The sequence below is a fragment of the Bdellovibrio bacteriovorus genome (assembly GCF_025558485.1).
Lineage (GTDB): Bacteria > Bdellovibrionota > Bdellovibrionia > Bdellovibrionales > Bdellovibrionaceae > Bdellovibrio > Bdellovibrio bacteriovorus_G.
Genome location: NZ_CP102930.1, coordinates 1937287 through 1949940, shown reverse-complemented (window position 1 = coordinate 1949940; position 12654 = coordinate 1937287). Strand labels below are relative to the sequence as shown.

13 protein-coding genes and 1 tRNA gene are annotated in these 12654 nt (G+C 48.0%); 5 read left to right on the top strand and 9 right to left on the bottom strand.

The features are described 5' to 3' along the window. The first annotated feature begins 8 nt into the window (after window positions 1-8). Complete coding sequence (gene mqo, locus EZJ49_RS09530) at window positions 9-1601, top strand: malate dehydrogenase (quinone) (RefSeq protein ID WP_262551834.1); 1593 nt, start codon at window positions 9-11, stop codon at window positions 1599-1601. A 23-nt stretch (window positions 1602-1624) separates the two neighbouring features. On the opposite strand, the gene EZJ49_RS09525 is transcribed toward mqo, so the two are convergent. The 4 genes from EZJ49_RS09525 to EZJ49_RS09510 form a co-directional block, all read right to left on the bottom strand. Continuing rightward, window positions 1625-1753, bottom strand: a complete 129-nt coding sequence (locus EZJ49_RS09525) for a hypothetical protein (protein WP_262551833.1) — start codon at window positions 1751-1753, stop codon at window positions 1625-1627. Beyond that, entirely contained in the window at window positions 1750-2544 is a 795-nt protein-coding gene (locus tag EZJ49_RS09520; protein WP_262551832.1) for a hypothetical protein, read from the bottom strand. Before EZJ49_RS09520 ends, EZJ49_RS09525 begins: the two co-directional genes overlap by 4 nt. A gap of 101 nt (window positions 2545-2645) precedes the next feature. After that, complete coding sequence (locus EZJ49_RS09515) at window positions 2646-3110, bottom strand: hypothetical protein (RefSeq protein ID WP_262551831.1); 465 nt, start codon at window positions 3108-3110, stop codon at window positions 2646-2648. 329 nt (window positions 3111-3439) lie between these two features. Further along, window positions 3440-4342, bottom strand: a complete 903-nt coding sequence (locus EZJ49_RS09510) for a LysR substrate-binding domain-containing protein (RefSeq protein ID WP_262551830.1) — start codon at window positions 4340-4342, stop codon at window positions 3440-3442. Between the two features lie 103 nt (window positions 4343-4445). Between EZJ49_RS09510 and EZJ49_RS09505 the strand changes: the two genes are divergently transcribed. Both EZJ49_RS09505 and EZJ49_RS09500 read left to right on the top strand, forming a co-directional pair. Beyond that, window positions 4446-5171, top strand: coding sequence for an SDR family oxidoreductase (locus tag EZJ49_RS09505; RefSeq protein WP_262551829.1), 726 nt, complete (start codon window positions 4446-4448; stop codon window positions 5169-5171). 166 nt (window positions 5172-5337) lie between these two features. Further along, complete coding sequence (locus EZJ49_RS09500; RefSeq protein ID WP_262551828.1) at window positions 5338-5754, top strand: hypothetical protein; 417 nt, start codon at window positions 5338-5340, stop codon at window positions 5752-5754. A 117-nt stretch (window positions 5755-5871) separates the two neighbouring features. Here the strand turns inward: EZJ49_RS09500 and EZJ49_RS09495 are convergent. After that, window positions 5872-5954, bottom strand: a tRNA-Leu gene (locus EZJ49_RS09495). Between the two features lie 576 nt (window positions 5955-6530). Here EZJ49_RS09495 and EZJ49_RS09490 point away from each other — a divergent pair. Further along, window positions 6531-7667, top strand: coding sequence for a YbdK family carboxylate-amine ligase (locus tag EZJ49_RS09490; protein WP_262551826.1), 1137 nt, complete (start codon window positions 6531-6533; stop codon window positions 7665-7667). A 110-nt stretch (window positions 7668-7777) separates the two neighbouring features. Next, the gene (locus EZJ49_RS09485; RefSeq protein WP_262551825.1) at window positions 7778-8875 is read left to right on the top strand and encodes a hypothetical protein; all 1098 of its coding nucleotides are present in this window, start codon (window positions 7778-7780) and stop codon (window positions 8873-8875) included. On the opposite strand, the gene EZJ49_RS09480 is transcribed toward EZJ49_RS09485, so the two are convergent. Genes EZJ49_RS09480 through EZJ49_RS09465 form a run of 4 tightly spaced genes read right to left on the bottom strand, consistent with a single transcriptional unit; the run spans window position 8876 to window position 12247 of the window. Beyond that, a complete protein-coding gene (locus EZJ49_RS09480) occupies window positions 8876-9994 on the bottom strand; it encodes an ABC transporter ATP-binding protein (RefSeq protein ID WP_262551824.1) in 1119 nt (372 codons plus the stop codon). Then, window positions 9991-10641, bottom strand: coding sequence for an ABC transporter permease (locus tag EZJ49_RS09475; RefSeq protein ID WP_262555940.1), 651 nt, complete (start codon window positions 10639-10641; stop codon window positions 9991-9993). The genes EZJ49_RS09480 and EZJ49_RS09475 overlap by 4 nt, the downstream gene beginning before the upstream one ends. After that, window positions 10641-11540 carry a glycine betaine ABC transporter substrate-binding protein gene (locus EZJ49_RS09470; RefSeq protein WP_262551823.1) on the bottom strand — a complete coding sequence of 300 codons (900 nt, stop codon included), beginning with the start codon at window positions 11538-11540 and terminating at the stop codon, window positions 10641-10643. Before EZJ49_RS09470 ends, EZJ49_RS09475 begins: the two co-directional genes overlap by 1 nt. After that, a complete protein-coding gene (locus EZJ49_RS09465; protein WP_262551822.1) occupies window positions 11537-12247 on the bottom strand; it encodes an ABC transporter permease in 711 nt (236 codons plus the stop codon). Before EZJ49_RS09465 ends, EZJ49_RS09470 begins: the two co-directional genes overlap by 4 nt. Window positions 12248-12654 lie beyond the last annotated feature (407 nt).

Here is a 12654-nt window from a genome sequence, read left to right as displayed (position 1 = left end):
GTCTTGCTATGAAACACTTTTTGTTTCTTCTCTTATGTTTAAGCCTGATTGCCTGCTCACCTTCCACCCCACCCATTGAGAAAAATGTCGATGTCGTTCTGGTTGGTGGCGGCATTATGAGCGCCACCCTGGGAACGCTACTGAAAGAGCTGGCCCCCGACTCCAGTATCGAAATCTACGAACGCCTGGGCACTGTGGCTGCGGAAAGCTCGGCGGCCATGAACAATGCCGGCACCGGCCACTCGGCCTTCTGTGAGCTGAATTACACCCCGGAAAGATCTGATGGAAGCATCGACACCAAAAAGGCCGTGGAGATCAATGAATCCTTTGAACTTTCCAAACAGTTCTGGGCCTATCAGGTTCAACAAAAAGTTCTACCCGATCCAGCGGCATTTATTAACAACGTTCCGCACATGAGTTTCGTCTGGGGCGATGACAACATCCGCTATCTGAAAAAACGTCATGCGACCCTGACTCAAGAACCTCTGTTTAAAGGCATGGAATATTCTGAAGACCCTGTAAAGCTGAAAGAATGGATTCCTTTGGTTATGGAAGGACGCGATCCCCATCAAAAAGTGGCGGCCACGCGCATGGAACTGGGAACCGATGTGAACTTCGGTTCTGTGACCGAAGGACTGTTTAAATCCCTGATCTCGCAGCCCTCAGTAAATTTGAATTTGCGCCACGAAGTGCGCGACTTAAAACGCAATGAAGACATGAGCTGGACTGTCGTGGTGCGGGATCTGGGCTCAGAAACAACCCGTGCTGTGAAAGCGAAGTTTGTCTTTATCGGTGCTGGCGGAGGCGCCTTAAAGCTTTTGCAAAAATCCGGCATTCCTGAAGCCAATGGCTATGGCGGTGTTCCGGTGGGCGGTGAATGGCTGGTCACCTCCAACCCAGAACTGATCGCAAAACATCAGGCCAAAGTTTATGGCATGGCCTCTGTCGGTTCACCACCCATGTCCGTCCCGCATCTGGACACGCGAGTCATCAATGGGAAAAAAGCCCTTTTGTTTGGACCATTCGCGACGTTTTCAACCAAGTATCTTAAGAATGGTTCCTGGTGGGACCTGCCGCGCGCATTAAATCGTCATAATCTGATTCCCATGATCCGCGCCGGTCTGGATAACATTCCACTGACTCGTTATTTAATAAGCCAGCTTTTGCTAAGTGACGATGAACGAGTGGCTTCACTGCGCGAATATCTGCCGAATGCCAAGAAAGACGATTGGAAGCTGGAAATCGCGGGACAGCGGGTTCAAATAGTCAAAAAAGACAAAGAACATGGCGGAATCCTGCAATTCGGTACGGAAGTCGTAACATCAGAAGATGGCACGATGTCGGCCCTTCTGGGAGCTTCGCCGGGCGCTTCGACTGCCGCGCCGATCATGCTGAAATTGGTCGAGAAGTCCTTTAAGGACCGCCTACAAACGACAGAGTGGCAAAATAAAATCCGACAGATATTTCCTTCTTACGGATACCGTCTGAATGAAGACATCGCACTGGCCAATAAAACCCGGCAGTGGAGCAGCTCTTTACTGAAACTGAAATTTATAAAAGTGGAAAGCACAGCCAGCCCCAAGCAGGCATTCAATCAGTGAACCCGTTCACCAGACGCAACAGCCTATCTGTCAACATTCCCGTGCGGAGGTCGGTTGCCTGAACCACCGGCAGAACCTCCGCCAGCGTATGCAGTTTGAGCAGCGCCAACAACCAGAATGGATGCGATTAACAGCGCAATAAAGAATTTCATTGTTCGTTCTCCAAAAGAGTATCCACTACAGTAAATGCAAACACCGGGATATCGCCCTTTGCCTGCGGCTTTTCCAGAAGCTTTACGCGTTCTTTAAAAGCTCTTTCTTCTATCAAAACCCACTCACGATAGGTTTCTTCACTGACCGTCTCAAAATACAAAGACATAAAGTTTGCAAAGTTCGTATCAACATTCGCCGTTTTTGAAAAACGTTCTGTCAGTCTGATGCCAACGGACTTGATGGATTCCGCTGAAAATGGGGATCTTATTTCGCCCTGGCCGTACAAGCCATTACCCAACGGACGAATGACTTTAAGTTCCAGCATGCGTTCCAAAACAGTCAGCCCATAAGAGCCAAATCTGTCCCGAACATAATGGTCATCAAACGGCCGTGTTTCTGACAGAACATAAAGCTCGGTAAAACACGGGTCTTTCTGCAAGTCCGTTTCCAAATCAAAATTAAAACGATGCAAAGGCGACGACTTTAGCTGCGGATCAGTCCGTTGCAGCTTTTCGCGCACCACCGGCGGAACTTTTTCCACAAGCTGGTTCAGGTCCCGGGTTTCCAGAAGACAAGAGTATAATTTGTAAAGAGTTGAGTAGTTTGGATTGTGAGTTCTTTCACGCAAACGATTCAGCGTCTTCACGTGAACCTGAGACTTTGCCGCCAGCATATTCAGACCCTTCTTCGGATCCTTAAAGCGCAGCAAGTAAGATTCAATATCCTGTGACACCTGGTCCGGAATTGAACTTGCAGTCATGTGTGTGTTCAGCTCAGCGTTGATCTCCATCGTCCCCTCAGGTGGAGGGACTAACTCATCAGAACAGCTGTTGCAACAACACAAAAACTCCGGGGCTTTATGTCAACGCCCCGGAATTTCAAGTAACACTATTACTGGCAGTTTGGAACGTTCAACTGTTTAGTGAACAAGTACTTGGAGTAGTCGTTCTTAGTGCTAAGTTGTCTGTAAACTTTCACGTTCACAGTCAGTGGGTAAGTTCCAGAGATAACTTTGTCTTTGCAAGTACGGTGTTTACCGTTAACAGACCAGTCACATTCCCAGGAAGTGCGGGAGTAGTTGATTGGAGTGGAAAGGTATTTGGAACCTTTGTAGATTTCTTTACGCTGGTTCTTACCGATAGTGATTACGTCGTACTGAGCAACTGGCTTTTTAGTGCGAAGGTTAGCACCGTCAACACACACGAAAGTGTAATCAACAGCGTGACCCATGAATACAGTTGGAGCTGCCAATTTGATTGTTGGATCGTTCTCAAGAACTTCCCAAGAAGTGTCAGCAGTGTGAGCAAATGCAGTGGAACCCGCCAATAGCGCGATCATAGCGATGAATTTTTTCATGTTATCCCCTTTTTGTTTTTGGGGTGCCTTCATTTTAGAAAACACCTTTGTTTTGAATGAGACGGTGTTTCCTTTTTTTCGGCGCAGATGTAAACTTTAAAAAAGAAGATCCCGGGGGATTCCTGGACAGACATAGTTTGTCCCGAAAAAACATCGAACAAAGTGAAATCTGTCCGACATGTTTGCCGGTTTTGAGGATGCAGTGCAAAGGGGTAATGAAATCCTTTTGATAAAACCATTCTTAACGGAATATTCCGTCAGCATACGGAAGAGCACGGAACGGGCAATTGCTTCAAAAACTCAGCACGTTGAGTCCACTTTATCTTAGGCTATTGATCCAGATAATTCTTTAAATACCCTTCCATCCAATCCATAAAAGCCCTGGCTCTTTTGGATAAAAGCTTTCCGTCGGGATACAGGAAGTAAAGATCCATGGGTTCTGATTTGTACTTCTTTAAAACCTCTTTTAACTGACCTGTCTTAAGATGATTTTTCACAACTTCCGTCAAAGGAATCTGCGCAATTCCCAGCCCGGCCACACAAGCCGCCATATAGGACAAAGTACTATTCACCATCAGCCTGTGCCGGGTCTTCTGCATGACATAGCGGTTACCATCATAGAACTCAAAACCACTGGCGGTGCCACCAAGACTTTGTGAGTAATGGACTTGAATATGTTTTTTCAAATCCTTGATGTCCTTGGGCTCACCGTATTTCTTTAAATAAGAAGGACTGGCGCAATTCACGATTTGATAGGTACCGATCTTTTTTGCCGTCAATGCAGAATCCCCCATCGCCCCGGATCTGACAACAAAATCAAATCCTTCTGCCGTCAGATCTACTTTTCTATCTGTGCTGCTAAGTTCGACTTCAATATCAGGATGCAGGGAAAGAAATTCCGGCAGATTTGGAATAACCGCATTCACCGCAATGGGTACCGCCATATCCACACGAATCCGGCCAGAGATATTCCCGCCTTTTTTGAACATGCTTTCAATTTCATCAAGTTCTGACAGCAGCGTCTTACAACGTTCATAGAACTGTTTCCCGTCATGAGTGATGGTGACTTTTCGCGTGGTTCTTTGCAGAAGCTGGACGCCGACAGCTTCTTCAATCTTCTGAATAGCGGACGAAATACTGGATTTTTGCAGACTCATGGCCTGCGAAGTCGCCGTGAAGCTTTTGGTTTCGCAAACGGATATAAAAATCTTTATGAGCTCTGGCTTTAGCATGGGAGTTCCCTTAATTGTTCATTTATATAGAACAATGTTATCTGAAATGGGATCTTTATTCGACTGTTTTTAACTGCTAAATTTAAGCAAGAAAGAGGTCTTTATGAAAACAGCCATTATTACAGGATCTTCCCGGGGAATCGGAGCCGCCATTGCCCAAAGACTGGCCAAAGACGGTCTGGCCGTGGTCATCAACTACGCTAACGACAAGAGCAATGCAGACAATCTGGTCAAAAAAATCCAACTCGACGGAGGAAAGGCGGTGGCAGCCCAAGCTGACGTTCGCGATTCACAGTCGGTTAAAGCCTTATTCGACGTCACCGAAAAAGAATTCGGGCCTGTGGATATTTTAATCAACAATGCCGGAATTATGAAGCTATCCCCTGTGGCCAAAAGCAGCGATGAGCTTTTCACTGAAACCATCGACATCAATCTGCGAGGAACCTTTAACTGCCTGCGCGAAGCCGCCACCCGACTGCGCGACGGAGGACGGATCATCAACTTTTCAACCAGTGTTGTGGGGTTGTATCAGCCAACATACGGCGTATATGCCGCCACTAAATCAGCCGTGGAAACCCTGACACATATTCTTGCCAAAGAACTCGGCGCAAAAAGAATCAATGTCAACTGCGTGGCTCCAGGCCCCACCGCGACCGAATTGTTCCTGAAGGACAAAACCGAAGCTGACATCGCTCCGATCATTGGGCGCACGCCCTTGGGGCGCTTGGGGGACGTGAATGATATTGCCAATGTTGTGTCCTTTTTAACAGGCCCCGATGCGGCATGGATCACTGGACAAATCCTGCGAGTCAACGGTGGTATCATATAGCCGGTAAACCGGCGGCTTCTTACCGGGCCCTCGGCAGCTGCCGGGGTTCCGGCACCCTATAGCTGGTGTAAGCTACTGAAATCACTTGGTCGAAGCTGTGGCATGCCGCCTGCATTTTAGTTCTTTGAAACGCCCACACTGATGTGGACATAACAAAGGAACTGAAATGAAAAATCTTATGATCGCAGCTACAATTGTTCTTTCCTCTCTGGTCGCAAAAGCAGATGCAGATACCGGCAACACAATTTTTCCCACAACGATTCAGTATGAAAATGACTCAGACCGCTCGGTTTGGATGACGGTCTATAACGCCCTCGGATTGATTGGGGATCGTGGTTGTTTGCAGCCGGGTGATAGCAAGACCTTCATAAACTATCTTCCGGGTTTCTACTATGAAGTCCGTGTGGAGGTAAAAGAGAACCGCGATTGCGGAGGCCACACCCTTTATGACATGTCAGAGCTGCGAAAAATGAATGCCTGGTATGGCATATACGTCAATATTTACAAGAAGGCCGACACCTACCATATGTCCGTATTCAACGGAGATCCCTACAGTCCTCTGGCTGATGAACCTCAAGAATAAAACCTGACTGCAATCACATGCTAGGTTCAAATATAAAATCTGAACCTAGCAGCCCCAATTTCGTTCTTTCACCGACGTATCTGGAGTCAGCTATGAAGAAAAAGTATTGATTATACATGGTGCGCGAGGGGGGACTTGAACCCCCACGCTTGCGCATACGCCCCTCAAACGTACGTGTCTACCAATTCCACCACTCGCGCGCACCTATAAGAAATTCTGATAGAGGGAAGAAATAATTAATCATTTTCACCCCTCAGAGTCAATAAAATGCCCTTAGACCCCTTGTCCACACCTGGACCTTTTTGTGCCCACAATTTTAGCAAAAATCTTTAACCCGAAACTCACCCCTGCCTGTCATATCAATAAGAGCACGGACGCTCTTACAAGCGGAGACAAGAGGACGCTAGGATGGCACCTCGACGATCCGAAGGCCAAGGAAGGCCGCAAAAAGTAAAAGGAGAGAACATGACAGACTTACATGATGTAGCAATGTTCTGCCTCTTCTACTCGGGAGTTGTGATGTACGCTCTCTGGATAACGGTGGCCAGACGCCCCGCCCGAGTTGAGGCGAAGAACAAGCGATACTAAAGCTTGATAAAATTTTAGATGTTGGGCGACTCAGTGAAGGTTTGGTGGTTCCCTTCACACGAGTCCGGGGGGCCGATGAGGCCCCCCATTTTTATTTTAAATGTCATTTAAGCGCGCCAAGTCATGAAAATCCCACATTTTCACCATTAAAATTTGCCCCACTGGTCATAACTCCCTATGGTGATTTTATGACTAATAAGCCTCAACCTATTCCGTTTGGAAAATCTGACTTATTCTCGCTGGGTGTCGAAGTTGAGCTTCAAATTATCCACCCGCTGACCCGCAACCTTTTTCCCATATCTCCGGACATTCTGGAAGAATGGTCCTTACAAAGCCCTCACCTAAAGCCTGAAATTTTTCAGAGCATGCTGGAGATCGACACTCCCATTTGCAAAAATGTTCAGGAAGTAGAACAGGAATTGCTATTAACCAGCCGAGAGCTGCTGCGTATCTGCAAAAAACACGGCGCCCGCCTTGCTGCGAACGGCACGCATCCTTTCGCGAAATGGCACAATCGTCTGTTCTACCCTTCTGACCGCTATGAATATTTGATTGAGCGCAATCAACACATCGCCCGCCGTCTGATGATTTACGGACTGCATGTTCACTTGGGCATGAAGGACGGCGATCACTGTATCGCCATGATGAATGAATTCCTGTACTATCTGCCGCACATGCTGGCGATGTCCGCAAGCTCGCCGTTCTGGACCGGACACGACACGGGCCTAGCCTCTTCCCGCATCACGGTCTTTGAAGCCCACCCGGCCGGAGGCACCCCTTGCAAAGTTGAAAACTGGGCCGACTTTGAAACGATTGTGCAAAAATTAACTCACAGTAAATCCATTGGAAGCTTCAAGGACATCTGGTGGGACATCCGTCCAAGTCCAAACTATGGAACGCTGGAAATCCGTATTTGTGATGGAGTGCCGGGGATTCGCCGCACCACCCGTCTGGTGGCCTTCATTCACCTGCTGGCTCGGCACATTCAAAAACGCCTGGATCAGGGATACCGTCGCCAGACACCGGCAGACTGGATGATCCGTGAAAACAAATGGCGCGCATCCCGCAATGGATTGGATTGTGACGTGTTGATTGATAACGACGGCATGACCAAGAACCTGCGCGAGGATATCAACGATCTTCTGGCCGCCATGAAAGACGACGCGACAGAGATGGGTTATACCGAATATCTGAAAGACCTTGAAAAAGATCTGCAAAATCCCAGCTATGAAACCCAACGCCAGCTCTTTGAAAAGACAGGCGCACTGGAAGACGTGGTTGACTCACTTTGCGACACTTTTGAAAAGGACCTCGAAGTCATCTAGTGGCTTGGGCCTTGCTTTTATAAAGCGATATGCAGGGCCCCTTTGTCAGATCCTCTATATTACTTCTTAAGACCCTCGTTGTCACATTTGTGATCAGTGTGATGCCGTTCATGGCCTCAGCAGAAAACTTTGACAGCTGCATGGCCCACGCATTGAAAACCTCTTTCCCCCGTATTGCCGAAGGGGAAAAGTCGCAGCTCTTCGTAAAATGCACCACGGAAAAATCCGTCCCACAACCCGGCCAAGCTCGCCCACGCTACAGCACAGGCGAAATCAAAGCCTTAAGCCAGGCTTTTGCCGCCATCACTGACTGTCTTGAAATCGACCCGCAATGGCTGTTTCCGAAATTGATGATGGAAAGCGGCTTCCACACCTTGATTCAAAACCCCAACGGAGACGCTGGAATTGGCCAACTTACCGGCAAAGCCATCACCGATGTGGATCAGGTTCTGCCTGTTTATAAAAACATGATCTATCAAAGCTCACGCAAATCCTGCCAGTGGCTGAAAGTTCGCACGCAAGCCCGCACAAACTTCTGGAAGCCCGTAAAAAACGAACGCAAGTGCGCTTTGATGAATAAGACCTCAAACCCCTTGCGCAATCTGCTGTATGCCGGAATCTTTCACAAGCTGAATGAAAAATACGTGGCCACAGAATTTGAAAAACGCCATATCCCGGCCCTGCTGAAAGAAGCGGGTTATGCGTATGGTGACTACACCCAAATTAAACGCCTGCTGGTGACTTTGGGATACAACACCGGGGGTGCTGTAGCAGTTAAAAATCTGGAGCAATTCCTGTTTAGCCGCGTGGACTTCATTCGTCGTAAAAGTCAGGAGTTCAATTTGCAACTGCTTGGCAGCCTTAGCCCTGCTGACCGTGCCCAGGCCCTGTCTTACGTTTCGCCGAAAGATTTTGATTTCAAAAAAGGTCTGAAAGACTTCCAAAACCACAAAAAGAATCTAAAGGAACAACTGCAACAGCAAAATCGCCAACTGACAGACGATCAGGTGGATGTTGCAGCATCAAGACTGCTTAGAAATGTTTCCGCTTCACTTTACACCTTCCCTGAATGGCTACAGGTCTGGCAAAGCCATGGCGGCCCGGGATATGTTTCCAGTCTCGCCCAAACCTCTTTACAACTTGAAAAGAAGTTTGGAAGCGCGTGCTCAAACTCTGACAACTACCGCGTGATTGAAGCGGCCCAATAATCAGCCTTTGGATTTCCCTGAGCTTAAATAACTTGCGATGGATTCCTGTGTGACCTCGCCGAGGTATTTACCATCCCCGTCAATCACCGGAAGCCAACTGGAATCCAGTTCATACATTCGAGACAACAACACCCTTAAGTTTTCGTCCCATGCCGCCGTTGCTTTAAACGGCTTCAACGCCTCCCCACAGGCTTTCAGAGACCCCTCTCGCAACCCTTTGCGCGACACATATCCCAGAGCAATATTATTGCCATCTGTCACCGTCAGATATTTCGTATCGACTTCGTCCATTACTCCCAGTGCATCCTGCACATTTGTTTCAGGACGCACAGTGGGAATATCCTGAGCAGCATCACCGGCCCGAACCAATAATAATCGCTTAAGAGTCCGATCCTGTCCCACAAAGGCCGCCACAAAATCATCCTTTGGTTGGGCCAGCAGTGCATCCGGTGGAGCAAACTGAGTCAACGCTCCCGCTCGAAACACGGCCACTTTGTCACCCAGCTTGATCGCCTCATCGATATCGTGACTGACCATCAGTACGGTCTTTTGCAATTGTCTTTGCATCTGAAAGAATTCATTCTGAATGGATTCTCTGTTGATCGGGTCCACCGCCCCGAAAGGCTCATCCATCAATAAAATCGGCGCGTCTGCGGCCAAAGCCCGAATGACACCGATACGCTGCTGCTGGCCTCCGGAAAGCTCTCGCGGATAGCGGTTCATGTATTTTTTCGGATCCAATGCCACCATCGACATTAATTCCTGGGCCCGTTCATGTGTTTTCTTCCGGTCCCACCCCAGCATCTTGGGAACAATGCAGATATTTTCTTCAATTGTCATATTCGGAAAAAGTCCGATCTGCTGAATCACGTATCCAATGTTTCTGCGAAGTGTGACTTCGTCAATGTCAGAAGTATCCTGATCATTGATATAAACTTTCCCGGACGTGGGCTTAATCAAACGGTTGATCATTTTTAACGTCGTCGTCTTGCCACAGCCCGAAGGCCCCAGAAAAATACATATCTCTCCTTTGGGAACAGAAAGACTGACTGAATCCACGGCTTTAACTTCGACATTCTTCTGCTTGAAAGTTTTTGAAAGCTTATCCAACTTGATCATCTACGAATTCCTTTCGGAGTTAAAATCTTCTGTAGCCACTGCAACACCAGGTCCATTCCAATCGCCAGCCCGCTGACCAGCACGACCCCCACGATAAGTTTTTCTGTACTGCTTTGACTGATCGCGCGCAAAATCAGCACACCCAGACCGCCGGCGCCAATAACGGCGGCGATGGTCATCACTCCCACGTTCATCACCACGGCAGAACGCACACCTGCCAAAATCACCGGAACGGACATCGGCAAATCCACCCAGCGCAATCTTTGCCAGAAGGTCATACCAATCCCCTCTGCGGCCTGTTTCAGGCCCTCATCAACATTGGTGATCGCCAGATAGGTGTTGCGCAAAATCGGCAGCAATGAATATAAAAATACGGCGGTAATCGCTGGAAGCTTCCCAAGACCGGCACCAAACTTTGCAAAAATCGGAATCATCACACCGAATAGTGCGATAGACGGTAAAGTCAGAACCACTGTCGCAGCCCCCAACAGCGGCCCCACCAGCCAGCGAAAACGGGTCATCAGAATTCCCACCGGGACCCCTAATATAACGGCAAATCCCACCGCGACAGCCACCAGGGAAATGTGCTGCACCGTCAACTCCAGAATAAACGGCCATTCCGACTGAAGATAAGAGGAGATATCCATCATAACAATCCCTCCTTTTTTAGGAATTCTCTGGCCACACGCTCGATCGACTGATGTTCAATATCCACCCGTCGGTTCAACTCACGCATCTTGTCTGTATCGAGCTTCTTAGAAAGCTCTCCCAACAGTTTTTCAAGTTCGGGAAACTTCAGCAGGACTTCCTTGCGCACCACCGGAGTCACAAAATAAGAAGGGAAAAATCCCCGGTTGTCCTTCAGATCCGTCAAATTAAAGCCCGCAATGCGACCGTCCGAGTTGAAGGCCAGACCAATAAGCACCTGTCCATTGCGAAGGGCCGTGTAAACCAGCCCCGGGTCCATTTGCTTGATATCTGTTCTTTTGAATTCAAATTCATAAGCCTTTTGTAACGGCTTTAAACCATCAGGCCGCGACGCAAACTCATACTCAAGGGCAAACAAATGCTTCTTCTTAGGGAACTTCTGCTGTTCCGACTTGATATAATTGGCCAGTTCTTCAAGAGTGGTGATCCCGAGCTTTGCCGCCACCTCTTTTTGCATTGTCACAGCATAGCCGTTATCCAATGCAGACGGACTTAGCCACATCAGATCTTTTTTTGCATCCAAGTCGCGAATACGCTCATAGCTGGCATAGCCGGTCAGCTTTTCCGGAACGTGATAATATACGATCAATCCCGTGCCCGTATAATCCCACACCAGATCCAACTGCTTTACTTCCAAAGCCTGACGCATTACCAACGTTCCCAAACCCGTCGTAAGTTCGACCTCATATCCGTTCTTTTTTAAAAGCTCTGACGTCATGGTCGCTAACAGGAATTGTTCAGTGAAATTCTTTGCTCCGATGCGTATCTTTTTCTGCGCCCATGCTGGAGCGGCAAAAATAAAGCTTAAAACAACCGACAGGATTAAAATATTCTTCATGCAAGCCCCCTGCGACGAAGCATCACATGCCCGAATAAGGCCACCAAGCTATCCAAGAACAAAGCCAGTAGTGCCGTCGCCAGGGCCCCCAACAACAGTTGCCCCTGATTGTTAAGATAAATTCCCGGGAAAATCAGACCACCCAAGCTGTCGCCACCGATAATGAAGGACAAAGGCGCTGTTCCAACGTTAATAGCCAGCGCCGTCCGCACTCCGCCAATGATGATGGGTATGGCATTGGGAAGTTCCACTTTAAAAAGACTTTGATTCGGCGTCATTCCCACGCCCTTGGCAGCCTCTAAAAGCGCCGGAGATGTGCGGACCAAGCCTTCATAGGTATTACGCACAATCGGCAGCAAGGACGCCAGCACCAGTGCCAAAATCGCAGGAACATCCCCGATGCCAAACAATACCAGCGCCAAAGCTAAAACCGCCATCGTCGGAATCGCATTTCCCACATTGAAAATCTGAATTATTTTTTCAGCAAAGCCCGCAAAACGCGGACGACTTAGAACTGTTCCCGCAGGAACACCGATGACAAGGGCCCAAAACATGGACCATCCGACAAGTTTGATATGACAAAGACCGTAATAGATCAGGTCTTCCCGATAAATCTGCAGGTCATCCTGAAGCCAATAACCCGCCAAAGCCACTACAAAAACCAAAGAAAGCAAGGAAACCACTGTCCTTTTTATAAAACTCATCATTCTCCTCTGCGACCAAAGTCAAAGTGCATAGCACAGCCGACAATGCAGAAAGAAAAAGATCTTACTTATTCCGCCTAGGACCTTACAGGATTTACAAAGACGAAGACATTAACAACTATGAGCGCTCGACTGGAGCTTGCGATCAATATCTCAGAGCAAAGCTGAGCTGATCAAAATAACTGTAAAGTCCTATCCTACAACAAACGAGCATATTAAAAAAGACTTTAATCCCGCTCAACTGCGACCAGTGGCTTCTCACAATTTTTTATCTCGCACTCTGTTTAACATGCGAGCATTCGCAGGCAAAGTTTGGCTTCGTCTCATTCTAAGACACTGGGACCTAAAGCATTTCGATTTCATCTCTTATATCGTGGCATCTATTTTGAACAACCTCTGGGTATGAATAT